The following is a 23,754-nucleotide window of genomic DNA, read 5'->3' as shown; positions in this document are numbered from 1 at the left end:
AAGCTCGCCGAAACGTGCATTTTGAAGCAAACCCTCCCGGGACGGAAGCTGTCGTCCGCGTCGTGACGCGCATGGCCGAGCTGCCGGCCGACGCCTGGAACGCGCTGGCCGGGCCGTCGCCCTTCGTGCAGCATGCCTTCCTCGCCGCGCTGGAATCCACCGGCTGCGTCGGCTCCGACATCGGCTGGGAACCCGTGCACCTCGCCCTCTTCCGCGACGGCGGGCTCGCGGCCGCGATGCCGCTCTACATCAAGCATCACTCCTGGGGCGAATTCGTTTTCGACTGGGCATGGGCGGACGCCTACCGCCGCCATGGCCTCGACTACTATCCCAAGCTGGTGTGTTGCGTGCCCTTCTCGCCGGTGCCCGGCCCGCGCCTCCTCGCGCGGAACGACGCCGACCGCGGCATGCTGATCCAGGCGGGGCTCAAGCTCACCCGCGACCTCGGCTGCTCGTCCTTCCACGTCCTGTTCCCGGCCGAGCCCGATCATGCGGCGCTGCAGACGACCCCATTGCTGCATCGCAGCGGCTTCCAGTTCCACTGGCATAACCGGGGCTACGCCAGCTTCGAGGACTTCCTCGCCGCGCTCACGCACGACAAGCGCAAGAAGATCCGCCAGGAAAGGAAGAAGCTCGCGGGCCTGGGCGTGACGTTCCGCTGGGTCGAGGGGCGCGACAGCACCGACGCCGACTGGGATTTCTTCCATCGCTGCTACGCCGACACCTACGCCCGCCACCGCAGCGAGCCGCACCTCAATCGGGCCTTCTTCGCCACGCTGCGGGAGACGATGCCGGACAAGCTGCTGCTGATCGTGGCCGAGAAGCATGGCGAACCGGTCGCCTGCTCCTTCTGCATGAAGGACGGCGAACGGCTCTACGGCCGTCACTGGGGCACGCTCGAGTATCTGCCCGGACTGCACTTCGAGACCTGCTACCAGCAGGGCATCGAATACGCGATCGCGCACGGGCTCGCGGTCTTCGAGGGCGGCGCGCAGGGCGAGCACAAGCTCGCGCGCGGTCTCGTTCCGACCGCGACGCACTCCTGGCACTGGCTGGAGAATCCCGAATTCCGCGCGGCGGTCGACCGCTTCGTCGAACGCGAAGCCGACGCCATCACACACTACATCGACGAGCTCGAAGGTCCGTTCCGGCGCGAAAACCGCGAACCTGCGTAGCGCGGCAGCCGCCGGCCGGCGCGGGCCCCGGTTGGCCTCAGGCCAGGACCGCGGTCAGGTAGGTCGCGTAGAGGGCGCCGTTGACCAGCAGGTGCCACACCCGCAGGCCGCCGCTCAGCGCCGCCCAGCGCAGCCAGAACGCGGCGGCCAGCGTGATCAGCACGCCCAGCAGCACTTCCTTCTGCGGCGCCCAGGGCGTGAGCGAGATGCCGATCGCCGGCAGCAGCGTGCCCTGGAACACCATCGCCCCCGTGATGTTGCCGAAGGCGAGCGTATCCTTGTGCTTGCGGATCCACAGGATCGAATTCACCTTCTCCGGCAGCTCGGTGGCGATCGGGATGATCATCAGCGACAGCAGCAGCGCGGAAATGCCGATGATCGGCGCGGCCTGCTCGACCCCGTGGATGAAGCCCTTGGCGCCGGCGACCAGGAGCGCCAGCCCGAGCGCCAGCTGCATCACGATGACGAGCAGGTTCTGCGGCAGCCCGAGGCGCGCCAGCAGCATCGGCGACTCGGCCTCCGTGCCGTGCCCCTCCTCGACGAGCTTGCTCGACGCGCGCAGCGTCAGCATCACGTAGACGAAGTAGATCATCACCATGACGAAGGCGAGCGTGCCGCGCACCCAGCCGTCGCCGTGGGGAACGAACATCGCGACGAACGCCAGCAGGAAGGCCATCAGGAAGAAGTCGAGGTCGCGCTTGAGGCCGGTCCTTTCCGGCACGAGAGGCCCCTGCAGGCCGCGCCGCTTCAGCACCGCCAGCCCCATCAGTGACAGCGACAGCGTCGACAGCATCAGCGGCGCGCCGAGAATCGCACCGACGCCGATTTCCTCGCTGGTCTTCACGCTGCTCCCGCCCGCGAAGATCGCCAGCAGCGGCACCAGCGTCTCCGGCATGGCGGTACCGATCGCCGCGAACAGCGAGCCCGTCACGCCTTCCGAGATGTTCAGTTTCTCGCCGAGGTGTTCGAGCGCGTTGACAAAGATTTCCGCCGCCACGAGGATGAGCAGCAGAAAGCCGAAAAGTTCGAGAAACAGCATGACAGGCCGCCGCGAGGAAAAGCGCGATTCTACCAGCGACGACCGGGTTGCCCCGACGGGCTTCCTGCGCCTCGCCGAGGGCAGCTTCCATGCGCGCCTTGCCGCCAGCGACGGCATCGCCGTGGTGCTGTTCAGCGCGCCCGGCTGCGGCGCCTGCCGTGCCTGGAAGCGGCTGCTGCCCGAGGCGCTCGGCGACCTGGCTTCCGCGTTCTACGAAGTCGACGTCAGCGAAGCCACGGGCGTCGCACGCGCCTTCGGCATCTTCCATCTGCCGGCGGTCTACCTCTATCGCGACGGCGCCTTCCACGCCGAACTGCAATGCCCGGCGCGGCACGACGCCATCCGCGAGACCGCGCGCGCGCTGCTGGCCGCGCCGGCGCAGGACGAGCCCTAGCCGGACGCTAGCTCGCCAGCAGCAGCCAGCGTCCGACGAACACCACGGCGATCGTCAGCAGGCCGAGGCTGAGATTGATGCCGATCAGACTGCGGATCTGCCCCAGCGCGGCGCCGCCCGCCTTCCAGTCCTGCCCGGCGACCGCGCGCTTGAGCCGGCCGTACGGGGCGAAGAACACGTGCGCGAAGATCAGCATCATGGCCAGGCCGAGCGCCAGCATCGTCAGCGCGTAGTGCGGCGCTTCCATGCCGCCGAGCTTGGCCAGCATGTGCAGGCCGGAGCCGAGAATCAGCGCGACCGCGGCCCAGACCCACGGAAAGAACCTGCCGAAGACGCCCGCCCACAGCGTCAGCCGCTGCGGCGGTTCGAGCACGCTCGCCGCAACCGGCCGCAGCGCCATGTAGGCGAAGAACATGCCGCCGACCCAGACGACGACACCGAGCACATGCAGAAGCAGAGTCAGATTCACGGATTTTCCTTTCAGGACGGATTCAGAACAGGACAGCCTGGTCGAGCACCTGCTTCACCGGCGCGAAGCTCCGGCGATGCTGCGGGCACGCCCCGTGCGCCTTCAACGCGTCGAGATGCACGGCGGTGCCGTAGCCCATGTGCTGCGCGAAGCCGTAGACGGGATAGGCCTCGTGCAGGCGCCCCATGAAGGCGTCGCGCGCGGTCTTGGCGAGGATCGAGGCAGCGGCGATGGCCGCAACCCTGTCGTCCCCCTTCACCACCGCCTGCGACCGCCACGCCCACTTGGGGCAGCGATTGCCGTCGACGAGCACCTCGTCCGGCGCGCGCCCGAGACCGGCGACCGCGCGCTGCATCGCCAGCATCGTCGCATTGAGGATGTTCATCGCGTCGATCTCGGCGACGCTCGCCTCGGCGACGCACCAGGCGGCGGCCCGCTCGCGGATGAGGTCGGCGAGCCGCTCGCGCGCTGCGGCGGAGAGCTTCTTCGAATCGCGCAGGCCGTCGATCGGCCGCGCCGGGTCGAGCATCACGGCCGCCGCCATCACCGGGCCGGCCAGCGGCCCGCGGCCGGCTTCGTCGACGCCGCACAGGCCGAGCGGGCCGACCTCGAGTACGACGGATGGGCGTGCCATCACGCAGCCTCCAGATAGGGTTCGAGCGCTTCGGCGATGCGGCGACCGGCATCCCGGCGCAGCGATTCGTGCAGGGCCCGGAAGCGCGCGGCGACGGCCTCGCGGCGCGTCGCGTCGTCGAGCCAGGCCAGCGCGTCGTCCGCGAGGTTCTGCGGCGTCGCGGCTTCCTGCACCCGCTCCGGCACGATGAACTCGTGCGTCAGGATGTTCGGCAGCCCGATCCACGGCAGCAGCGCCTTCTTGCGCATCAGGTGCGCGGTGAGCGCGGGCACGCGGTAGGTGATGACCATCGGCTTCTTGAACAGGGCGGTCTCCAGCGTGGCCGTCCCGGACGCGACCAGCGCGACGTCGCAGGCAGCCAGCGCCGCGTGCGATTGTCCCGCCAGCACCCGAAGCGGCAGCTCGAGCGCGCGCCGGGCCTGATCGACGAGGCGAGCCGCCGCTTCGCTCGCCGCGGGCAGGACGAATTGGGCATCGGGATAGCGCGCGTGGACGAGGCGCGCGGCATCGAGCATCAGGCGCGCATGCCGTTCGACTTCGGACAGCCGGCTGCCCGGCAGCAGCGCGACGACCGGGCCGCCAGCCACCCCCAGCGCCGCGCGGGCGCCCGCGACGTCCGGCTCGAGCGGAATCGCATCGGCAAGCGGGTGGCCGACATAGGTGACCGGAATGCCGGCGTCGCGATAGATCGCTTCCTCGAACGGAAACACCACCAGCATGTGCGAGACCGCCTGCCGGATGCGGTGGATGCGCTCGGGACGCCACGCCCAGATCGACGGGCTGACGAAATGCACGGTGGGGATGTCGCCCGCCTTGAGCCTTGCCTCCAGCGTGAAATTGAAATCCGGCGCGTCGATGCCGACGAAGACGCGCGGCCGCTCGCGCAGGAAATAGCGGCCGATGCGCGAGCGGATCCACAGCAGCTCGGGCAGGTGGCGCAGCACCTCGACGTAGCCGTTGACCGCCAGCTTGTCGCTCGGATAGATGGCGCGGACGCCGGTCTCGACAAGGCGCGGGCCGGCGATGCCGGCGGCCCGAAGTTCCGGATGGCCCTGTTTCAGCGCCTGGACGAAATGCGCCCCGAGGAGATCGCCCGACGCTTCGCCGGCAACGACTCCGAGGTCGATCACCGGATGATGCCGCGCTCGGCACGCCCGAGGAAATCGAGCAGCTGCCGCACCTCGGCGTGCTGCTCCGCCTCGGGGGCGAGCCTGGCCTGCGCCTCGGCGAGCGTGTTGCCCTCGCGGTAGAGGATCTTGTAGGCGCGCTTCAGCGCCGCCAGCGCTTCGGCAGAAAATCCGCGCCGCCTGAGGCCTTCGTTGTTGAGACCGTGCGGCGCGGCGGGCTGGCCGGACGCCATGACGAAGGGCGGGATGTCCTTGAACACCACGCTGGAAATGCCGGTCATGACGTGGGCGCCGACCTTGCAGAACTGGTGCACGCCCGTGAAGCCGCCGAGGATCGCCCAGTCGCCGACTTCTGCATGCCCCGCCAGCGAGGCGTTGTTGGCAAAGATCGTGCGATCGCCCACCACGCAGTCGTGCGCGATGTGGACGTAGGCCATGATCCAGTTGTGGCTGCCGATCGTGGTGACGCCGCGATCCTGCACGGTGCCCGTGTTGAACGTGCAGAACTCGCGGATGACGTTGTCGTCGCCGATTTCCAGCCGCGTCGGCTCGCCGGCGTATTTCTTGTCCTGTGGCGCCTCGCCGAGCGAGACGAAATGGAAGATGCGGTTGCGTGCGCCGATCGTGGTATGGCCCGTAATGACCGCATGGGCGCCCACCGTGGTGCCGGCCCCGATCTCGACGTGCTCGCCGATGATGCTGTAGGGGCCGATCTCGACGTCATCGGCCAGCCGTGCGCCCGTCGCGACCAGCGCAGTAGGGTGGATCCGTGCCATGGTCACTTGTCGCGCAGGGTCGCCATCAGCTCGGCTTCCGCGACCAGCGCCCCGTCGACCTCGGCGCGCCCGGTGTATTTCCAGATGCCGCGCATCTCGCGCACGATCTCGGCCTTGAGCACCAGCTGGTCGCCGGGCTTGACCGGCTTCTTGAAGCGCGCGCCGTCGATTCCGGCGAAGTAGATGATGCCGACCTGCTCGGGCGTGTAGTTCTTGGTCTTGAACGACAGGATGCCGGCCGCCTGCGCCATCGCCTCGAGGATCAGGACGCCGGGCATCACGGGCGCGCCGGGAAAGTGGCCGTTGAAGAAGGGCTCGTTGATGGTGACGTTCTTGATCGCGGTGATGGACTTGCCGAGTTCCATCTCGATCACCTTGTCGATCAGCAGGAAGGGATAGCGGTGCGGCAGATACTGCATCACCTGCTCGATGTCCATGATCATGATTTCGATTCCAGTTCTTTCAGTTTCTTTTCCAGGTCCTTGACGCGGGTCACCAGCTTGTCGAGGTTGCGCATGTGGACCGCGTTCTTCTGCCAGACCTCGTGCTCGGAAAACGGCAACGCCGAGGTGTAGGTCCCCGCCCTGGGCAGCGACTTGGTGATCAGCGTATTCGTCGAGATGCGCGTGCCATCGGCGATCTCGATGTGGCCGAAGATCATCGCGGCGCCGCCGATCGTGCAGTGGCGCCCGATCTTCGCGCTGCCGGCGATGCCGGTGCAGGCCGCGATCGCGGTATGCGCGCCGATCGAGACGTTGTGGGCGACCTGGATCAGGTTGTCGAGCTTGACGCCCGCCTCGATCACCGTGTCCTCGAGCGCGCCGCGGTCGATGGTGGTGCACGCGCCGACCTCGACGTCGTCGCCGATCAGCACGCGTCCGATCTGCGGGATCTTTTCCCACGCGCCCGCGTTCGGCGCGAAGCCGAAGCCGTCCGCGCCGATGACGCATCCCGAGTGGAGGATCGCCCGCGCGCCGACCTCGCAGCGGTGGTACACGGTGACGTTGGCGTGCAGCAGGCAGTCGGCGCCGATACGGGCGTGATCGCCCACCACGCAGTTCGGACCGATCACGGTGCGCGCGCCGATCGCCGCGCCACTGCCGATCACCGCACCCGCGCCGATGCTGGCGTCGTCCGCGATCACCGCATCGGGCGCCACGGTCGCCGCGGGATGGATGCCGGCCGGCGGCCGCGCGGGCGGATTCAGCAGCGCCGATACGCGCGCGAAATACAGATACGGGTTGGGCGTCAGGATGCGCGGCAGGCCGGTGGCGTCGCGCGCGTCCGGCGGCAGGATCACTGCCGCGGCGCGCGTGTGCGCCAACTGCGCCAGATACCTGGCTTGCGAGACGAAGCCGATCTCGTCGGGCTGCGCACGCTCGAGCGGCGCCACCTGCCGAATCACGACCTTGCCGTCGCCCAGCAACTCCCCGCCAAAACGCGCGGCCAGGTCGGCCAGCGTCGAGGCCATCGGACGGTTGGCTTCCGCGCCGACCTTACTTGCCGCCCAAGGCCTTCATCACCCGGTCGGTGATGTCGCTCTTGGGATCGACGTAGACGGCCTGCTCGATGATGATGTCGAATTTCTCGGCCTTGGCGATGTCCTGGATCGCCTTGCGGGCCTTGTCCTGGATCACGCCGAGCTCTTCGTTGCGGCGCAGGTTCAGGTCCTCGCGGAACTCGCGGCCCTGGCGCTGCAGTTCGCGGTTGAGGTTCGCCAGCGCGGTCTCCTTCGACTTGCGCTCGCTGTCCGACATGGTCACGCCGTCCTTGTCGAGCTGCGCCTGCAGGTCGCGCGCCTGCTTCGCCATCTTCTGCAGTTCCTGGTCGCGCCCCGCGAATTCGCGCTCGAGCTTCTTCTGCGCCGCGACCGAGACCGGCGCCTCGCGCAGCAGCCGTTCGGTGTTGACGAAGCCGATCTTGGTGTCAGCCAGGACGGGGGCCGCCAGGAACGCCGCGGCGAGGATCACGGGAACTGCAAGCTGCTTGAACGTCATCATGAATACTCCAGTAACGGCCTACCGTCAGAACACGGTACCCAGGGTAAATTGAAACATCTCGGTCTTGTCGCCCGACTTCTTCGCGAGCGGTTCGGCCAGGCTGAACTTGAGCGGCCCGAGCGGCGACACCCAGAGGATCGCAAGGCCCGCCGAATAGCGCAGGTCGCCGATGGCAAAGGTCCCGTATTGGCCATTCACGTCGAACGGCCCGAACGTCGCACCCGCATCGAAGAACGCCGACATGCGCAGCGACTGCTCGTCCTTGACGCCCGGCAGCGGGAAGAAGAGCTCGGCGTTACCGACGATGCGCTCGTTGCCGCCGAGTGCGTCGCCGTTGATGTCCTTGGGCCCGAGCGTGCCGTTGCGGAAGCCGCGAACCGAGCTGCTGCCGCCGGCGTAGAAATTCTTGTAGAACGGCAGGTTCGTGTTGTTGCCGTAGCCCTCCCCGTAGCCGACCTCGCCGTTCAGCATCAGCGTGAAGCGCTTGCTGAGCGGGAAGTATTGCTGGTGCTGGAAGGTCAGCTTGTAGTACTGCAGGCTGCCCGCCGGGGTGCCGATTTCGGCCGCCACGCGCTGCAGGAGGCCCTTGGTGGGGAACAGGTAGCTGTCGCGCGTATCGCGCGACCAGCCCGTATCGAGGCGCACCGTGTCGTTGTCGCATCCGACGGCGTTGCCGCAGAAGTTCTGGTAAGGCCAGGGGCTCGCGCTCGTCAGCGTGATCGAGGTCTGCTCGTAGGTCAGGCCGAGCGAGAGGAAGTCGCGCTCGCTGACCGGCAGGCCGAAGCGCACGCCCGCCCCGTAGGTCGAGGTCTTGTAGGGGCTGACGGAGTTGAGCGCGGTCGCGTCGACGTCGCGGCGATACACGTCGTAGCCGAGGCTGATCCCGTCGATGGTGTAGTACGGGTTCGTGTACGAGAGCGCGTAGACCTTGTTGACGCTGCCCGAGTTGATCTGCGCCGACAGCCGGTTGCCGGTACCGAACACGTTGCTTTGCGAGATCGAACCCGACAGCACGAGTCCCTCGGACGACGAGAAGCCGGCGCCGAGCATCACGCTGCCGGTGGACTTCTCGGTGACGTTGATGTTGACATCGACCTGGTCGGTGGTGCCCTCGACGGCGGGCGTCTCGATGTTCACCTCGTTGAAGTAGCCCAGTCGGTTCAGCCGGTCGCGCGACAGGTTGATCTTGTCCGCGTCGTAATAGGCCCCTTCCATCTGGCGCACTTCGCGGCGCACGACCTCGTCGCGGGTCTTGGTGTTGCCGGTCACGTTGACGCGCTGGACGTAGACGCGGCGGCCCGGATCGACGAACAGGGTGAAGGCGACCGTGTGCTTCTCCTTGTCGAGATCGGGCACGGCATTGACGTTGGCGAACGCGTAGCCGTCGTTGCCGAGGCGGTCGCCGATCTTCTTGGTGGTCTCGGTGAGACGGTCGCGCGCGAACACCTCGCCCTGCTTGATCGTGATGAGCTTCTTCAGCTCGGCTTCCGGCACCAGGGTCTGGCCCGCCAGCTTCACGTCCGACACCTTGTATTGCGGCCCCTCGGTGACGTTGACCGTGATGTAGATGTCCTGCTTGTCGGGTGAAATTTCCACCTGCGTGGAATCGACGTTGAATTCCAGGTAGCCGCGGTTGAGATAGAACGAGCGCAGCGCCTCGATGTCCCCGGCCAGGCGCGACTTCGAATACTGATCGGTCTTCGTGTACCAGGTCAGCCAGCCGGGCGTGGTCGACTTGAACTCCTTCAGCAGTTGCTTTTCCTTGAACGCATGGTTACCGACGACGTTGATCTGCCGGATCTTCGCGCTCTTGCCTTCGACCACGTCGAACTGCACCGCGACCCGGTTGCGCTCCAGCGGCGTGAGGGTCGACGTGATCTGGACCGCATACTTGCCGCGGTTGAAATACTGCCGCCGCAGTTCCTGCTCGGCCTTGTCCAGCAGCGAGCGGTCGAGCACGCGGCCCTCGGCGAGACCGGTTTCCTTGAGGCCCTTTTTCAGGTCGTCCTGGGAGAATTCCTTGATGCCGTTGAGCGTGATCTTGGCGATCGACGGTCGCTCCGCGACCGAGACGATCAGCACGCCGTCGCGGGCCTCGAGCCGCACATCCTTGAAAAAGCCGGTGGCGTAGAGCGCCTTGATCGCCGCCTCGGTCTTCTCGTCGGTCATGGTGTCGCCGACCTTGACCGGGAGATAGCTGAACACCGTGCCCGCCTCGGTGCGCTGGATGCCCTCGACCCGGATGTCCTTGACGACGAAGGGCTCTGCAGCGAACACCGGCTGCGCGGCGAAGACGGCGGCAAGGGCGAGCGTCAAACGGTTCAGGGTCATGGTTCTTATCATCCGCCTAGCAGGCGTTGCAGATCATTGAACAGGGCAAACGACATGAGCAGCAGCAGCAGCGCCATGCCGATCCGGCTGCCGATTTCCATCGCGCGCTCCGACACGGGGCGGCCAGTCAGAGCTTCGGCGACATAATACATGAGGTGTCCGCCGTCCAACAGCGGCACCGGGAGCAGGTTGAGCACGCCCAGGCTCACGCTGACGAGTGCGAGAAAGCCGACGAAGCTGATCCATCCCAGGGTCGCGCTCTGCCCCGCGTAATCGGCGATGGTGAGCGGTCCCGAGAGGTTGCGCCAGGAGATCTGGCCGATCACCATCCGCCCCATCATCTCCAGCGTGAATGCGCTCATCTCCCAGGTCTTCTGGGCGCCGCGCACGAGCGCCTCGACGGGGCCGTAGCGCACTTCGGTCGGGAGGCCCGCCATCATCGCTTCGTCGACCTCGGGGCCGGCGCCGATCTTGCCGACGCGCTGGCCCTTTTCCTCGACGGTGTCGGGCACGACGGTCAATTCGCCCCGCTGTCCGTCGCGCTCGTAGGCGATGCGCATGGGCTTCGAGGGGTGGGCGCGCACCACCGTGACCCACGCCTGCCAGTCCGGCACGAACGCCCCGTCAGCTGCGATGAGGCGGTCGCCGCGCCTGAATCCGGCGCGCGCCGCCGCCCCGTCGGGCAGCACCTCGCCGATGACCGGATCGATCTGCGGCGTGTAGGGAACGATCCCCAGCGGGCGCAGCGTGTCCCGTTCCAGATTCTCGGACGCCAGCGGCGGCGCGTCGAGCCGGACGCGGCGCCCGTCGGCGAGCTCCAGCGTGAGCGCATCGCCCGCCACGCCGGCGCGCAGCAGTTCCAGACGCAGATCCTGGAACGAGGGCGTGTCGGCGCCATCGACGCGCCGGATTTCGTCGCCCGCGACGAGCCCCGCGCGCGCCGCCGGACTGCCGGCGGGTGGCTCGCCGATGAGCGGCTTCATCGCCGGCATGCCGTGCAGGAAGAGCGCCCAGTAAAGCACGACGGCCAGCAGGAAATTGGCGACGGGGCCTGCGACGACGATGCCGATGCGGCGCCAGACGCTCGCGCGGTTGAAGCTGCGATGCGCCTCCGCCGGGGGCACCTCGCCCTCGCGCTCGTCGAGCATCTTCACGTAGCCGCCGAAAGGCAGCGCGGCGACGGCCCACTCCGTGCGGTCGCGACCGAGGCGACGGCTGAACACCGGCCGGCCGAAACCGAGCGAGAAGCGCAACACCTTCACGCCGGCCAGGCGCGCGGCGAGGTAATGCCCGAATTCGTGCGCCACCACCAGGATGCCGATGGCGACGAGGAACCAGACGACCGTGTGCAGCACGCTCACGCACGCCCCGCGAGGTATTCGCCCGCCACGCGGCGCGCGCGGCGGTCCGCTTCGAGCAGGTCGTCGAGCGTGGCGGCCGCGCCGCCCGCGACCACGTCGAGCGCGTGGGCGATGCTGGCCGCAATGGCGCCGAAGGACGCGGCGCCGTCGAGGAAGCGCGCGACCGCGACTTCGTTGGCGGCATTCAGCACGGCGGCGGCGTTGCCGCCGGCGGCCAAGGCGTCGAACGCGAGCTGCAGGCAGGGAAAGCGCGCGGTGTCGGGTGCCTCGAAGGTGAGCTGCCTGCCCATCAGCTCGAGCGCCGATACGCCGGCGTCGATGCGCTCCGGGAAGCCGAGCGCGTAGGCGATCGGCGTGCGCATGTCGGGGGTGCCCATCTGCGCGATCACCGAGCCGTCGGCGTATTCGACCATCGAATGGACGATGCTCTGCGGATGCACCACGACCTTGATCTGCTCCGGGCGTGCATTGAACAGCCAGCGCGCCTCGATCACCTCCAGTCCCTTGTTCATGAGGCTCGCGGAATCGACCGAGATCTTCTTCCCCATCACCCAGTTGGGATGGGCGACCGCCTGTGCCGGGGTGGCGGCGGCGATCGCCTCGGCCGACAGGGTGCGGAACGGTCCGCCCGAGGCCGTGAGCCACAATGCGTTGATCCCGGCGCGCTGGAAGTCGCCGTCGAAGTCGCGCGGCAGCGCCTGGAAGATCGCGTTGTGCTCCGAATCGATCGGCAGCAGCTCGGCGCCGCTGGCGGCGACGGCGTCCATGAACAGCTGGCCGGAGACGACCAGGGTTTCCTTGTTGGCGAGCAGGATGCGCTTGCCGGCCTGCGCGGCGGCGAGCGTGGCGGGAAGGCCCGCCGCACCGACGATCGCGGCCATCACGGTATCGACCTCGGGCGCGGTCGCCACCTCGGTCAGCGCGGCGGCCCCTTCGAGCACCTCGACCGCCAGCCCGGCAGCGCCCACGCGAACGCGCAATTCCGCAGCGGCGGCCGGCTCGCTCATCACGGCGAAGCGCGGGCGATGCATGCGGCACTGCTCGAGCATGCGCTCGACCTGGGTCGCCCCGGTCAGTGCGAACACCCGGAATCGCCCGGGATGGCGCGCCACGACGTCGAGGGTGTTGACGCCGATCGTGCCGGTGGCGCCGAGGATGGTCAGCGTGCGCGGCGTCATGCCCGCTCCAGCCACATCAGCACGCCGGCGGCGATCGGCAGGGTCGACGTCAGCGCGTCGATGCGGTCGAGCACGCCGCCGTGCCCCGGCAGCGTGCCGCCGCTGTCCTTCATGCCGGATACCCGCTTGATCCAGGATTCGAAGAGATCGCCGAGCACCGACAGATAGAGCAGGCCGCCGACGATCAGCATGACGGGCACGAGGGACAGTCCTGCCGCGACGCTCAGGCCGATGGCGTAGAGCGCGAGCGCGGCCGCCGCACCGGCCACGCCTTCCCAGGTCTTGCCCGGGCTGATATGCGGCGCCAGCTTGTGTCGCCCGAAATGGCGCCCGGAGAAATAGGCGGCCGTATCGGCAATCCAGACCACCGCCATCACGCCGAGCAGCACGGCGGGGCCGCGTGCCTGCAGGTAGAGCAGCGCCGCCCAGGTGGGCAGCAGCACCATGACGCCGGTCAGCGCGCGGACGAAGGGATGCGTCGCCTGCCAGCGGCCGAGCAGCCAGAGCGGCGCGACGAGCAGCCAGAAAGCGACCGCCAGCACGATCAGCGACCGCTGGAACAGCGGCCAGTCCGCCGCCAGCGCAAACGGCAGCGCGAGCGCGCACAGCGGCAGCAGCGCGGCGTAGACCGTCGCCGTCACCGGCGGGAAATGGCTCAGCTTCGCCCACTCGTGCGCCGCCATGCCGACCACCGCCGCCATCAGCGCCGCCCACAGCCAGGCCGGCGCCCACAGCACGGCCGGCACGAAGACCGCGAGCAGCAGCAGGGCCGTGCTGATCCGTCGAAGAAGCGGCGTCATGGACAGAGGGAACCGGAAACGCTCACGACGCCGCCTGCACCTGCTCGCTGGTGCGGCCGAAGCGGCGCTCGCGGGTGCGGTAGGAGGCGATCGCATTATCCAGCGCCGCCGCGTCGAAATCGGGCCACAAGGCCTCGGTGAAATAGAGTTCGGTGTAGGTCAGCTGCCACAGCAGGAAATTGCTGATGCGCTGCTCGCCCCCCGTGCGAATGAACAGATCCGGTTCGGGTTCGCCCGCCATGCTGAGCTGCTCGGCCAGCGTCGCCTCGTTGATCGACCCGGGCGACGCTCCGGAGAGCATCAGCTTCTTCACCGCCTGCACGATGTCCCAGCGGCCGCCGTAATTGGCCGCGACGGTGAAGGTGAGGCGGGTGTTGTCGCGCGTCAGCGCCTCGGCGTCCCGAATCAGGTTCTGGATGCGCTCCGAAAAGCCCGACAGATCCCCGATCACGCGGAAGCGGATGCCGTTTTCGTGCAGCTTCGCGACCTCGTTCTCCAGCGCGCGCATGAAGAGTTCCATCAGCAGCGTCACCTCCTCCTGCGGACGGCGCCAGTTTTCCGAACTGAACGCGAACACGGTGAGATGGGTGATGCCACGCTCGGCGCACGCGCGGATCACCCCGCGCAACGCCTCGACCCCCTTGCGGTGCCCGGCGACGCGCGGCATGAAGCGGCGCTTCGCCCAACGACCGTTGCCGTCCATGATGATGGCGATGTGCCGCGGCACCTCGGTGCCGGCCGGCTTCGCCTGCTTCGTGCGGATAGACACGCCGGATACGCTCGCCGGACCGCTCAGACGGCGAGCAGGTCCTTTTCCTTGTCGGCCAGCATCTTGTCGATCTCGCCGATGAACCTGTCGGTCAGCTTCTGCACCTCGTCCTGGGTGCGGCGCTCCTCGTCCTCGGTCGCGGTCTTGGCCTTGACCATGTCCTTCAGCGCGCCGTTGGCGTCGCGGCGGATGTTGCGCACCGCGACGCGCGCCCCTTCGGCCTCGTTGCGCACGACCTTGATCAGGTCCTTGCGGCGCTCCTCGGTCAGCGCCGGCATCGGCACGCGGATGACGTCGCCGTGCGCGGCCGGATTGAGGCCGAGGTCGGAATCGCGGATCGCCTTCTCGATCTTGCCGACCATGTTCTTTTCATACGGCTGCACGCCGAGGGTGCGGCTGTCGACCAGCGAGACGTTCGCGACCTGCGGCACCGGCGTCGGGTTGCCGTAGTAATCGACCATCACGTGATCGAGGATGCCGGCGTGCGCCCGGCCGGTGCGTACCTTGGCGAGGTCGTTCTTCAGGGCGTCCAGCGTCTTGCCCATCTTCTGCTGGGCAGACTGCTTGACTTCGGCGATGGTGGTTTCAGCCATGCTCAACTCCTCAATGGTTGCTGACCCGCGTGCCCTCGTCCTCGCCCATCACGACGCGCTTGAGCGCACCGGGCTTGAAGACGTTGAACACGACGAGCGACAGGTTCTGTTCGCGGCACAGGGCGAAGGCGGCGGTGTCGAGCACGCCCAGGTTCCTCGCGATCGCTTCGTCGAACGAGAGCGCCTCGTAGCGCTTGGCACTCGGGTCCTTCTTCGGATCGGCGGTGTAGACGCCGTCGACCTTGGTCGCCTTCAGCAGCAGTCCGGCGCCAATCTCGGCCGCACGCAGCGCGGCGGCCGTATCGGTGGTGAAGAACGGATTGCCGGTACCGCCGCCGAAAATGACGACGTTGCCGGCCTCGAGTTCCCGCACCGCGGCGTCGCGCTCGAAGCCCTCGCCGACGTGGGCGATGGCGACCGCGGTTTGCACCCGCGCCGGCACCCCCGCCTGCACCAGCGCATCCTTCAGCGCCAGCGCGTTCATCACCGTCGCCAGCATGCCCATCGAGTCGGCGGTCGCGCGATTCATCCCCGACAGCGCCCCGGTGGCACCCCGAAACAGGTTGCCGCCGCCGACGACGATGCCGACCTGCACCCCGAGCTCCGTCACTTCGCGGATCTGGGCGACGAAACCGGCCAGGGTGTCGGCATGGTAGCCGAAGGCGTCCGGCCCCATCAGGGCCTCGCCGGACAGCTTCAGCAGGATGCGTCGGACCGGCGCCATGCGGATCAGACCTTGGCGGCCGCGGCGACTTCGGCGGCGAAGTCCGACACCTTCTTCTCGATGCCCTCGCCCACCACGTACATCATGAAGCCGTGGCACTGCGAGCCCTTCGACTTCAGCACCTGCTCGACGGTCTGCTTGTCATCCTTGACGAAGGGCTGCGACAGCAGGGTGACTTCCTTGAGGAACTTCTGCACGGTGCCTTCGGCGATCTTCTCCAGCATCGCTTCGGGCTTGCCGGCCTCCTTGGCCTTCTCGATCGCGACGCGGCGTTCGGTATCGATGAGTTCCTGCGACACGCCGGAGGCGTCGAGCGACTTCGGCTTGGCGGCGGCGATGTGCATCGCGATGTCCTTTGCCACGCCTTCGTCGCCCGTCACGTCGACCAGCACGCCGATCTTGCCGCCGTGGATGTAGCTGGCGAACTTGCCCTGGGCGGCGAGGCGCGAGAAGCGGCGCACCGACATGTTCTCGCCGATCTTGCCGACCAGCTCGGTACGGAAGGCTTCCACGGTAGTGCCCTTGTAGGGCAGCGCGGACAGCGCGGCGACGTCGGCCGGGTTCTGGTTGAGCACCATGTCGGCGAGCGCATTGGAGAGCGCCATGAAGTCGTCGTTCTTGGCCACGAAATCGGTCTCGCAGTTCACTTCGACCATGGCGGCGGACTTGCCGTCGGCGGCAATCGCGATGGTGACGATGCCTTCGGCCGCCACGCGGCCGGCGCTCTTGGCGGCCTTGTTGCCGAAGCGCACGCGCAGGATTTCCTCGGCCTTCTGCATGTCGCCGCCCGCCTCGGTCAGCGCCTTCTTGCAGTCCATCATCGGCGCGTCGGTCTTCTCGCGCAGATCCTTGACCATGCTTGCAGTGATTTCAGCCATTTCGTACTCCTATCCCAGATTAAATTCAGCCAATACAGAAAGAGGGGCCGATGCCCCTCCTCATATCCGTTCGCTGGGCGTCACACCCGGCGCTGTCACGGCGCTGCGCGCTTATTCGGCGGCGACGCCGCCTTCTTCTTCCACCTCGACGAATTCCTCGCCGCCGACGATCTCGCTGATCACCTGGGCGCGGCCCTCGAGCACGGCGTCAGCCATGCCGCGGGCGTACAGGCGGATCGCGCGGGCGGAGTCGTCATTGCCGGGGATCACATAGTCCACGCCGTCGGGGCTGTTGTTGGTGTCGACGACGCCGATCACCGGGATGCCCAGCTTCTTGGCCTCGACCACGGCGCCCTTCTGGTAGCCGACGTCGATGATGAACAGCGCGTCGGGCAGGCCGCCCATTTCGCGGATACCGCCGAGGCTGCGGTTGAGCTTGTCGACTTCGCGCTGGACGGTGAGGATTTCCTTCTTCGACAGGCGGCCGGGTTCGGCGATCTGCGCCTCGAGGTCGTTCAGACGCTTGATCGACTGCTTGACGGTCTTGTAGTTGGTCAGCATGCCGCCGAGCCAGCGGTTGTCGACGAAGGGCACGCCGGCGCGCTGGGCTTCCTCGCGCACGATGTCACGCGCAGCACGCTTGGTGCCGACGAACAGCACGGTACCCTTGTTGGCGGCGAGCTGGCGCACGAATTTCTGCGCCTCCTGGAACATCGGCAGCGACTTTTCCAGGTTGACGATGTGGATCTTGTTGCGATGGCCGAAGATGAACGGAGCCATCTTGGGGTTCCAGAAGCGGGTCTGGTGGCCGAAATGGACACCGGCCTCCAGCATTTGACGCATGGTGACGGACATTTGAATCTCCTAAAGGGTTGAGCCTCCACCCGTCAGCAGCCGCAAGGAAGGCTTGTCCGCCCCCGCGACCACCCTTTAACGACAGGTGTGCGAATTTGTCCGAACCATTTCGGACAGCCGGCAATTCTAATTCGAACAGGGCCTGATTTCAAGGCGCCCCGGCGGGCCGCAGGGGAATCCGCAGCCACGCCGCCAGGCCGCCGCCGGGGCGCGCCTCCAGGCCGACCTCCCAGCCCTGCGCGGCCGCCAGCTGGCGCACGATCGCCAGGCCGAGGCCCGAGCCGCCGGTGCTCGCGCTGCGCGAGCCCTCGAGCCGGTAGAACGGGCGGAATACGGCCTCGCGCTCGGCCGCCGGGATGCCGGGGCCGCGGTCGAGGATGCCGATGCGAATGCCGTTGGCCGAGGCCTCGGCATGCACGGTCACGGGCTGCCCGTCGCCGTAGCGCAGGGCGTTTTCCAGCAGATTGCCGAGGATGCGGCGCAAGGCGCCGGCCGGGGCGTCAAATGCCAGATCGGCGGTCTCGATCCGGACACGCTCGCGCGCGCCCGGCGTCGCCGCCACCAGTTCCGCCAGCAGCTCCGGCAGTGCCACGTGCCGCGCCGGCTCGTGGCCGAAGCCGCGCGCCAGCGTCAGCACGTCGGCAATCAGGCGATCCATCGCCTCGATGTCGCCCTCCACCTGGGCCGCGAGTTCCGCGCCCGGCTTCTTCACCAGCATCTCGACCGCGAGGCGCAGCCTCGCCAGCGGCGTGCGCAGGTCGTGCGACACGCCCGCCAGCAGCACGGTGCGCGCAGCGAGCAGGTCTTCGACCTGCTTCGCCATTTCGTTGAAGCGGCGGCTCAGGATCGCGATCTCGCGCGGTCCGGTCTCCGGCAGGCGCTCCGGCGTCTGCCCCTGACCGAGCGAGGTCACCGCCTGCTGCAGGCGTTCGAGCGGCCGCAGGGCGCGGCGCGCGAGCCACCATGCGGCGAGCAGCGTCATCACGACGCTGGCGGCAAGCGAGGCGAGCAACGCATGGATCGGCCGCGGGCCGATGCGCTCATGCGGAAAACCGACCGAAAGCCGGCCGTCGCCTGCCGGCAGCGAAGCCCAGAACCACTCTTCGCCGCGGATTTCCTCGCGCGAGGTGGCGACCGGCCCCCCTGTGCGCGCGTTCAGCGACGCCACCAGGAAGCGCAGATAAGGTTCCCGCCAGGAGGGCGGCGCCGGATCGCGCGGCGGCTCGGCGCGCAGCGCCAGCGCGTGCGAACGCGCCAGTTCGTATTCGAAGGCCGGACGCGTGACGGGCGGCAACTCGCTCCAGGTCTGCGCCGACAGCGTCATCAGGCCGGCCAGGTCGGCGGCCGAGCGGCGCGCCATCGGCAGCATCAGGAAATAGGTGATCGCCGCGGCCACCAGGGCCTCGAACACGACGAAGAACACCACCAGCAGCAGCGCATTCTGCTGCGTGAGGCTCAGGCGCGACGACAGCCTCACGCCTCGCCGCCGCGCGGATTGAAGAGGTAGCCCTCGCCGCGCACGGTGCGGATGTAGACCGGCTCGCCGGGGTTCGGCTCGATCTTGCGGCGCAGGCGGGTGACGCGCGTATCGACGCTGCGGTCGAAGGGATCGCGCTCGTAGCCCTTCAGCATGTCGATCAGCACGTCGCGCGACAGCACGCGCAAGGGATGCTCGACCAGGATGCGCAGCAGCGCGAACTCGGCCCCCGAGAGCTTCACCTCGGCGCCGTCGCGGGTCAGGCGATGCGAGGCGAGGTCCAGGCGGAAGGGACCGAAAACGGGCATGCCGGGCTGCGGAAGCGCCTCGGGCGGGCCCTGGCTGCGCCGCAGCAGCGCGCGCAGGCGGGCAAGCAGTTCCCGCGGACTGAAGGGCTTGGCAAGGTAGTCGTCGGCCCCCATTTCGAGCCCGACCACGCGGTCGACCTCCTCGCCGCGCGCCGACAACATGAGGATCGGCACGTTGGACGCGCTGCGCAGGCGGCGTGCCAGCGTCAGGCCGTCCTCGCCGGGCATCATCAGGTCGAGCACGATGGCGTCGGGCATGCCGTGCTGCAGGAGCTGCCACATCGCGGCGCCATCCGGCGCGGTCTCGACGACGAAGCCGCTGTCGCCGAGATAGGCTTCGAGCAGGCTGCGCAGGCCGGGATCGTCGTCCACCACCAGGACGCGTGCGGTAGCGTTGTCCGTCACGCGCCGCCTCGTCCGGACGGGCGCACGGCGCGCTGGGGGGGCTGCGTTGAGGGCAAATTCAGACGGACAGTGGAGTTCACGCGTATATTCCGGAGGGATGCGGCGCACCCGCACCGTGGCGCGGCCGACGAACCGAACGCCGTTCATCCTACTCCAGAAGAGGGGCATCGCCGCCCGCCTGTCACAAACAGACACACACTGACACCGAGCGCCACCGCCACGACACGGGGCCGTGACATCCCCGGCCGATACTGCACATCGGCCGCAATCCCGCGGCCCCCTTCGCAACCGAGCTGCACATGAGTCTGACGCGCCTGAATCTGGTCCTGCTTCCTTCGGTCCTTGCCCTGGCCTCCCCGGGCTGGGCGGAGGCGCGCCAGGCCCACGGGAAGGCCACGCAGGCACACCCGCTGAACCTGTCCCTGCCCCCCGACGTCGTTGCGTCGCCGGGCGGCAATGCAGCCGCCGACCCCGTGCAGCGCAACCTGCGCGCGCCCGCCCCGCTTCCCGGCAACGCCCCGGCCCACCTGCGCTACGGCGCGGGCTACGAGCTTCGCCAGATGGAGATCGGCGGCGCCGCGCCAGGCGGCGGGGCGGCAGCGGCAGGCGGCGGTGCAGGCGGCGGCGCGGGGCGGCATGGGCGCTGACTTCAATCGACAAGGAGTGTAATGATGAAAGCACTGAAACTTCTCCCCCTGGTTCTGTTCGCGGCCGGGCTTGCCAGCGGCACGGCCCACGCACGCGGTGGCATGGGCATGGGCATGGGCATGGGCAACGGCGCCATGAGCGGCGCCGTGCAGCCGCAAGAAACGCGTACCCAGAGCCGCGACGAGAAACGCCTGCAGACGCGCGACGCCGGACACGCGGGCGACGCGCAGCGCAACCAGAACCGCGAGCAGATCCGCACCGAAACCCGCGAGCAGACCCGCAGCGAAGGGGCATCCGCGCCCGGACGCTGAACCCGCACATCGCGCCTCATCGGTGGCACGGACGGGATGCCCCGAGGCATCCCGTTCTTTTTGCCGCACTGGGAAAAAGGTTTTTCGGGCGTGGGCGGCGGCGCTAGAATGCGGCTTTAGTTTCCCCGCCCAGCCTCTACATGACCGTCACGATCAAAACCGGCGCCGAAATCGAGGGCATGCGCGTCGCGGGCCGCCTCGCCTCGGAAGTGCTCGACTACATCACCCCCTTCGTCAAGCCCGGCGTCACCACCGGCGAGCTCGACCGCCTCTGCCACGAATACATGGTGAACGTGCAGGGCACCGTCCCCGCCCCGCTCAACTACGCGCCGAACGGCCACGTCCCGTATCCGAAGTCGATCTGCACCTCGGTCAACAACCAGGTGTGTCACGGCGTGCCTGGCGAAAAGGTGCTGAAGAACGGCGACATCGTGAACCTCGACATCACCGTCATCAAGGACGGCTGGCACGGCGACACCAGCCGCATGTTCGCCGTCGGCGAGGCGTCGATCCAGGCCAAGCGCCTGATTCAGGTGACCTATGAGGCGATGTGGGTCGGCATCGACCACGTCAAGCCCGGCGTGCGCCTCGGCGACATCGGCCACGCCATCCAGCGCTTCGCCGAGAATCACGGATACAGCATCGTGCGCGAATTCTGCGGCCACGGCATCGGCCGCAATTTCCACGAGGATCCCCAGGTGCTGCACTACGGCAAGCCCGGCACCGGCCTCATGCTGGAGCCCGGCATGACCTTCACGATCGAGCCAATGGTCAATGCCGGCAAGCGCGACATCCGCCAGTTGCCCGACGGCTGGACCATCGTCACCAAGGACCGCAGCCTGTCGGCGCAATGGGAGCACACCGTGCTGGTCACCGACAGCGGCTACGAGGTGCTGACGGTGTCGGCCGGCACGCCCGCCGTCCCCGACCGCATTCGCCACGCGGCGTGAGCGCCCCGCCGTTCGCCGACCTGCGCGAGCGGCTCAAGTCCGGCCGCGCCGCCCTCGCGGCGGCTTTCCTCGACAGACACGCCACCCGCTATCTGACCCGCCACGCGGCGCTGGTCGACGACGTGCTCGTCGAACTGTCGCGACGCGTTGGCCTGCCGTCGCACGCCTGCCTGGCGGCGGTGGGCGGCTACGGCCGCGGCGAGCTGTTTCCCGGCTCCGACGTCGACGTGCTGCTGCTGCTGCCGCACGAACCGGCGCCCGACGAGCAGGCCGCCCTCGAACGCTGGGTGCAGGCCTGCTGGGACATCGGGCTGGAAATCGGCCACAGCGTGCGCACCGTCGAAGCCTGCCTCGCCGAGGCCGATGCCGACCTGACCGTCGAGACCAATCTGCTGGAAGCGCGTCCGGTGTGGGGCGCACTCGACCTGTTCGACACCTTCGGTCGCCGCTTCCAGGCGCGTTTCGACGCGCAGCGCTTCTTCGACGGCAAGCTCGCCGAGCAGCAGGCCCGCCACGCGCGCTTCGACGACAGCGCCTACAAGCTCGAGCCCAACCTCAAGGACAGCCCGGGCGGTCTGCGCGACCTGCACACGGTCCACTGGCTGGCGCAGGCCTGCGGCATCCAGGGCGGCTGGAGCGGCGTCGCGCGCGCCGGCCTGCTCACCCACGCCGAGGCACGCCGCATCGCCCGCGAGGAGCGCGCGCTGTCGGCCCTGCGCATCCGCCTGCACCTGCTGGCAGGACGCCGCGAGGATCGCCTCGCCTTCGACTATCAGACCGAGCTCGCCGCCTGCCTCGGGCTCGCCGCGACGCCCCACCGCCGCCCGGGCGAACGCCTGATGCAGGGCTATTACCGGGCGGCCAAGCTGATCCAGCGCGTCAACGACATCCTGATCCAGTCGCTGCGCGTGCGCCTGTTTCCGGTCGCCGCGCCGCCGCAGCCGATCGACGCCGATTTCCAGCTGCGCGCCAACCTGCTCGAGGCACGCGCCGCGGACCTGTTCGAGCGCAAGCCCGACGCGCTCCTGCGCGCGTTCATCGTGTACGCCCGTCACCCGGGGATCGCCGGTTTCGAGCCGGCGACGCTGCGTGCGCTGTGGCGCGGCAGCACCCGCATCGATGCGGCCTTTCGCGCCAACCCGCTGCACCACGGCCTGTTCATGACGCTGCTGCGCCAGCCGGCCGGCGTCACCCGGGCGCTGCGCGCGATGCACCGCTACGGCCTGCTCGGACGCTACATTCCGGCGTTCGGACGGATCGTCGGGCAGATGCAGCACGATCTCTTCCACGTCTACACGGTCGACGAGCACATCCTCACCGTGCTGCGCAACGTGCGGCGCTTCACGGTCCCCGAACTGGCCCACGAATTCCCGCTCGCCAGCCGGCTCATCACCGCATTCGACAAGCCCGAGCTGCTGTATCTCGCCGCGCTGTTCCACGACATCGCCAAGGGCCGCGGCGGCGACCATTCGGAACTCGGCGCCGCTGACGCACGCCGCTTCTGTCGCCGGCACGGGCTCGACAAGGCGGACAGCGCGCTGGTCGCGTGGCTGGTGGAGATGCACCTGGTGATGTCGCGGACCTCGCAGAAGGAGGACATCAGCGACCCCGAGGTAATCGCCGCCTTCGCCGCGCGGGTCGGCGACGCGCGCCGGCTCGACGCGCTCTACCTGCTGACCGTCGCCGACATCCGCGGCACCAGCCCCACGGTCTGGAACGCCTGGAAGGGCAAGCTGCTGGAAGACCTCTACCACGCCGCACGCGCCTGTCTGGCCGGCGGCGAAGCGGCGCGATCCGACATCGCCGCCAAGCAGGACGAGGCCCGGATCAACCTCGCCCTCTATGGCCTGCCGGCCGACGCCGCCGACGCGCTGTGGCGGCATCTCGACGAGCGCTATTTCATCCGTTTCGATGCCCGCGACATGGCCTGGCAGGCGCGCATGCTGTGGCGCCGCACCGACGGCCGCGACGCCGTGGTGCGGGCGCGGCTGTCACCGGCGGGCGAGGGGATCCAGGTGCTGGTCTACGCGCCCGACCGTCCCGACATCTTCGCGCGCATCTGCGGCTTCTTCGCCCGCATCCGCTACACGATTCTCGAGGCGAAGATCCACACGACCGGCAACGGCTATGCGCTCGACAGCTTCCAGGTCATGGACCTGGTGCATCGCGGCATTCATTACCGCGACTTCCTCAGCTTCGTCGAGCACGAGCTGGCGCGCGACCTCGAGCCGGCGCGCCCGCTGCAGCCGGTTCCGCGCGGCCGCCTGTCGCGCCACCAGCGCCATCATCCCTATCCGACGACGGTGCAGCTGGACGCCGACGCGCAGGGCAAGGGCTACCAGTTGTCGATCACCTGCGCGGACCGCGGCGGCCTGCTGTTCGCCGTGGCCGACGTGCTGATGCGCCATGGGGTCAGCGTCTATGCCGCGAAGATCGACACGCTCGGCGAGCGCGTCGAGGACACCTTCCTGATCCGCGGAGCGCGCCTGCAGGCGGCAGCGGAACGCGAGGCGCTGGAAGCGGAAATCCGGGAAGCGCTGGAATGAAGCGCC

Annotated in this window: 25 protein-coding genes; 6 read left to right on the top strand and 19 right to left on the bottom strand. The window is 68.4% G+C overall.

The window, feature by feature from the left end:
* Window positions 1-14 precede the first annotated feature (14 nt).
* Window positions 15-1,175 carry a GNAT family N-acetyltransferase gene (locus tag VA613_RS04210; protein WP_324780610.1) on the top strand — a complete coding sequence of 387 codons (1,161 nt, stop codon included), beginning with the start codon at window positions 15-17 and terminating at the stop codon, window positions 1,173-1,175.
* A gap of 37 nt (window positions 1,176-1,212) precedes the next feature.
* Here VA613_RS04210 and VA613_RS04205 read toward each other — a convergent pair whose 3' ends face one another.
* Window positions 1,213-2,214 (bottom strand): sodium:calcium antiporter, encoded by a 1,002-nt coding sequence (locus tag VA613_RS04205; protein WP_324780609.1) that lies wholly within the window; start codon window positions 2,212-2,214, stop codon window positions 1,213-1,215.
* Here VA613_RS04205 and VA613_RS04200 point away from each other — a divergent pair.
* Window positions 2,213-2,608, top strand: a complete 396-nt coding sequence (locus tag VA613_RS04200) for a thioredoxin family protein (RefSeq protein WP_324780608.1) — start codon at window positions 2,213-2,215, stop codon at window positions 2,606-2,608. The two genes, VA613_RS04205 and VA613_RS04200, sit on opposite strands and share 2 nt — an antisense overlap.
* Window positions 2,609-2,615: 7 nt before the next feature.
* Here VA613_RS04200 and VA613_RS04195 read toward each other — a convergent pair whose 3' ends face one another.
* From VA613_RS04195 to VA613_RS04110, 18 genes are all read right to left on the bottom strand, one after another.
* Window positions 2,616-3,077, bottom strand: coding sequence for a CopD family protein (locus tag VA613_RS04195; protein ID WP_324780607.1), 462 nt, complete (start codon window positions 3,075-3,077; stop codon window positions 2,616-2,618).
* Between the two features lie 22 nt (window positions 3,078-3,099).
* Window positions 3,100-3,711 carry a ribonuclease HII gene (gene rnhB, locus VA613_RS04190; protein ID WP_324780606.1) on the bottom strand — a complete coding sequence of 204 codons (612 nt, stop codon included), beginning with the start codon at window positions 3,709-3,711 and terminating at the stop codon, window positions 3,100-3,102.
* On the bottom strand, window positions 3,711-4,841 hold the full coding sequence (lpxB, locus tag VA613_RS04185) for a lipid-A-disaccharide synthase (protein WP_324780605.1): 1,131 nt from the start codon (window positions 4,839-4,841) through the stop codon (window positions 3,711-3,713). Before lpxB ends, rnhB begins: the two co-directional genes overlap by 1 nt.
* On the bottom strand, window positions 4,838-5,614 hold the full coding sequence (gene lpxA / locus VA613_RS04180; RefSeq protein ID WP_324780604.1) for an acyl-ACP--UDP-N-acetylglucosamine O-acyltransferase: 777 nt from the start codon (window positions 5,612-5,614) through the stop codon (window positions 4,838-4,840). The genes lpxB and lpxA overlap by 4 nt, the downstream gene beginning before the upstream one ends.
* Window positions 5,615-5,616: 2 nt before the next feature.
* Complete coding sequence (gene fabZ / locus VA613_RS04175; protein WP_324780603.1) at window positions 5,617-6,057, bottom strand: 3-hydroxyacyl-ACP dehydratase FabZ; 441 nt, start codon at window positions 6,055-6,057, stop codon at window positions 5,617-5,619.
* The gene (gene lpxD / locus VA613_RS04170; protein WP_324780602.1) at window positions 6,054-7,085 is read right to left on the bottom strand and encodes a UDP-3-O-(3-hydroxymyristoyl)glucosamine N-acyltransferase; all 1,032 of its coding nucleotides are present in this window, start codon (window positions 7,083-7,085) and stop codon (window positions 6,054-6,056) included. Before lpxD ends, fabZ begins: the two co-directional genes overlap by 4 nt.
* Window positions 7,086-7,110: 25 nt before the next feature.
* Window positions 7,111-7,614 (bottom strand): OmpH family outer membrane protein, encoded by a 504-nt coding sequence (locus tag VA613_RS04165; RefSeq protein WP_324780601.1) that lies wholly within the window; start codon window positions 7,612-7,614, stop codon window positions 7,111-7,113.
* A 24-nt stretch (window positions 7,615-7,638) separates the two neighbouring features.
* Complete coding sequence (bamA, locus tag VA613_RS04160) at window positions 7,639-9,945, bottom strand: outer membrane protein assembly factor BamA (RefSeq protein WP_324780600.1); 2,307 nt, start codon at window positions 9,943-9,945, stop codon at window positions 7,639-7,641.
* A gap of 8 nt (window positions 9,946-9,953) precedes the next feature.
* Window positions 9,954-11,306, bottom strand: a complete 1,353-nt coding sequence (gene rseP, locus VA613_RS04155; RefSeq protein ID WP_324780599.1) for an RIP metalloprotease RseP — start codon at window positions 11,304-11,306, stop codon at window positions 9,954-9,956.
* On the bottom strand, window positions 11,303-12,484 hold the full coding sequence (ispC, locus tag VA613_RS04150) for a 1-deoxy-D-xylulose-5-phosphate reductoisomerase (protein ID WP_324780598.1): 1,182 nt from the start codon (window positions 12,482-12,484) through the stop codon (window positions 11,303-11,305). Before ispC ends, rseP begins: the two co-directional genes overlap by 4 nt.
* Window positions 12,481-13,284, bottom strand: a complete 804-nt coding sequence (locus VA613_RS04145; protein ID WP_324780597.1) for a phosphatidate cytidylyltransferase — start codon at window positions 13,282-13,284, stop codon at window positions 12,481-12,483. Before VA613_RS04145 ends, ispC begins: the two co-directional genes overlap by 4 nt.
* 22 nt (window positions 13,285-13,306) lie before the next feature.
* On the bottom strand, window positions 13,307-14,053 hold the full coding sequence (gene uppS / locus VA613_RS04140; protein ID WP_324780596.1) for a polyprenyl diphosphate synthase: 747 nt from the start codon (window positions 14,051-14,053) through the stop codon (window positions 13,307-13,309).
* A gap of 23 nt (window positions 14,054-14,076) precedes the next feature.
* Entirely contained in the window at window positions 14,077-14,646 is a 570-nt protein-coding gene (gene frr, locus VA613_RS04135; protein WP_324780595.1) for a ribosome recycling factor, read from the bottom strand.
* 10 nt (window positions 14,647-14,656) lie between these two features.
* Window positions 14,657-15,370, bottom strand: a complete 714-nt coding sequence (gene pyrH, locus VA613_RS04130) for a UMP kinase (protein ID WP_324780594.1) — start codon at window positions 15,368-15,370, stop codon at window positions 14,657-14,659.
* A gap of 5 nt (window positions 15,371-15,375) precedes the next feature.
* Window positions 15,376-16,248 carry a translation elongation factor Ts gene (gene tsf, locus VA613_RS04125; RefSeq protein ID WP_324780593.1) on the bottom strand — a complete coding sequence of 291 codons (873 nt, stop codon included), beginning with the start codon at window positions 16,246-16,248 and terminating at the stop codon, window positions 15,376-15,378.
* A 111-nt stretch (window positions 16,249-16,359) separates the two neighbouring features.
* Window positions 16,360-17,103, bottom strand: coding sequence for a 30S ribosomal protein S2 (gene rpsB / locus VA613_RS04120; protein WP_324780592.1), 744 nt, complete (start codon window positions 17,101-17,103; stop codon window positions 16,360-16,362).
* A 148-nt stretch (window positions 17,104-17,251) separates the two neighbouring features.
* The gene (locus tag VA613_RS04115; protein WP_324780591.1) at window positions 17,252-18,580 is read right to left on the bottom strand and encodes an ATP-binding protein; all 1,329 of its coding nucleotides are present in this window, start codon (window positions 18,578-18,580) and stop codon (window positions 17,252-17,254) included.
* Window positions 18,577-19,293, bottom strand: a complete 717-nt coding sequence (locus tag VA613_RS04110; RefSeq protein WP_324780590.1) for a response regulator — start codon at window positions 19,291-19,293, stop codon at window positions 18,577-18,579. Before VA613_RS04110 ends, VA613_RS04115 begins: the two co-directional genes overlap by 4 nt.
* A 299-nt stretch (window positions 19,294-19,592) precedes the next feature.
* Between VA613_RS04110 and VA613_RS04105 the strand changes: the two genes are divergently transcribed.
* The 4 genes from VA613_RS04105 to VA613_RS04090 all read left to right on the top strand — a co-directional run bounded on the left by VA613_RS04105 (window position 19,593) and on the right by VA613_RS04090 (window position 23,748).
* A complete protein-coding gene (locus tag VA613_RS04105) occupies window positions 19,593-19,940 on the top strand; it encodes a hypothetical protein (RefSeq protein WP_324780589.1) in 348 nt (115 codons plus the stop codon).
* 24 nt (window positions 19,941-19,964) lie between these two features.
* On the top strand, window positions 19,965-20,252 hold the full coding sequence (locus VA613_RS04100; RefSeq protein ID WP_324780588.1) for a hypothetical protein: 288 nt from the start codon (window positions 19,965-19,967) through the stop codon (window positions 20,250-20,252).
* Between the two features lie 140 nt (window positions 20,253-20,392).
* Window positions 20,393-21,202: a type I methionyl aminopeptidase gene (gene map / locus VA613_RS04095; RefSeq protein WP_324780587.1), complete on the top strand. Its 810-nt coding sequence runs from the start codon at window positions 20,393-20,395 to the stop codon at window positions 21,200-21,202.
* On the top strand, window positions 21,199-23,748 hold the full coding sequence (locus tag VA613_RS04090) for a [protein-PII] uridylyltransferase (protein ID WP_324780586.1): 2,550 nt from the start codon (window positions 21,199-21,201) through the stop codon (window positions 23,746-23,748). Before map ends, VA613_RS04090 begins: the two co-directional genes overlap by 4 nt.
* The last annotated feature ends 6 nt before the right edge of the window (window positions 23,749-23,754 follow it).

The sequence above is a fragment of the Thiobacillus sp. SCUT-2 genome (genome assembly GCF_035621355.1).
GTDB classification, from domain to species: domain Bacteria; phylum Pseudomonadota; class Gammaproteobacteria; order Burkholderiales; family Thiobacillaceae; genus Thiobacillus; species Thiobacillus sedimenti.
Note: the sequence above shows the minus strand (reverse complement) of the source record. Positions and strands in the feature narration are given on the sequence as shown.

Bases quoted from the DNA above. Each gene is read 5' to 3' on its own strand.
- VA613_RS04200 (WP_324780608.1), top strand. From the start codon at position 2,213: ATGACAGGCCGCCGCGAGGAAAAGCGCGATTCTACCAGCGACGACCGG.
- VA613_RS04205 (WP_324780609.1), bottom strand. From the start codon at position 2,214: ATGCTGTTTCTCGAACTTTTCGGCTTTCTGCTGCTCATCCTCGTGGCG.
- rnhB (WP_324780606.1), bottom strand. From the start codon at position 3,711: ATGGCACGCCCATCCGTCGTACTCGAGGTCGGCCCGCTCGGCCTGTGC.
- lpxA (WP_324780604.1), bottom strand. From the start codon at position 5,614: ATGGCACGGATCCACCCTACTGCGCTGGTCGCGACGGGCGCACGGCTG.
- fabZ (WP_324780603.1), bottom strand. From the start codon at position 6,057: ATGATCATGGACATCGAGCAGGTGATGCAGTATCTGCCGCACCGCTAT.
- lpxD (WP_324780602.1), bottom strand. From the start codon at position 7,085: ATGGCCTCGACGCTGGCCGACCTGGCCGCGCGTTTTGGCGGGGAGTTG.
- VA613_RS04165 (WP_324780601.1), bottom strand. From the start codon at position 7,614: ATGATGACGTTCAAGCAGCTTGCAGTTCCCGTGATCCTCGCCGCGGCG.
- bamA (WP_324780600.1), bottom strand. From the start codon at position 9,945: ATGACCCTGAACCGTTTGACGCTCGCCCTTGCCGCCGTCTTCGCCGCG.
- ispC (WP_324780598.1), bottom strand. From the start codon at position 12,484: ATGACGCCGCGCACGCTGACCATCCTCGGCGCCACCGGCACGATCGGC.
- VA613_RS04145 (WP_324780597.1), bottom strand. From the start codon at position 13,284: ATGACGCCGCTTCTTCGACGGATCAGCACGGCCCTGCTGCTGCTCGCG.
- frr (WP_324780595.1), bottom strand. From the start codon at position 14,646: ATGGCTGAAACCACCATCGCCGAAGTCAAGCAGTCTGCCCAGCAGAAG.
- pyrH (WP_324780594.1), bottom strand. From the start codon at position 15,370: ATGGCGCCGGTCCGACGCATCCTGCTGAAGCTGTCCGGCGAGGCCCTG.
- tsf (WP_324780593.1), bottom strand. From the start codon at position 16,248: ATGGCTGAAATCACTGCAAGCATGGTCAAGGATCTGCGCGAGAAGACC.
- rpsB (WP_324780592.1), bottom strand. From the start codon at position 17,103: ATGTCCGTCACCATGCGTCAAATGCTGGAGGCCGGTGTCCATTTCGGC.
- VA613_RS04105 (WP_324780589.1), top strand. From the start codon at position 19,593: ATGAGTCTGACGCGCCTGAATCTGGTCCTGCTTCCTTCGGTCCTTGCC.
- VA613_RS04100 (WP_324780588.1), top strand. From the start codon at position 19,965: ATGAAAGCACTGAAACTTCTCCCCCTGGTTCTGTTCGCGGCCGGGCTT.
- map (WP_324780587.1), top strand. From the start codon at position 20,393: ATGACCGTCACGATCAAAACCGGCGCCGAAATCGAGGGCATGCGCGTC.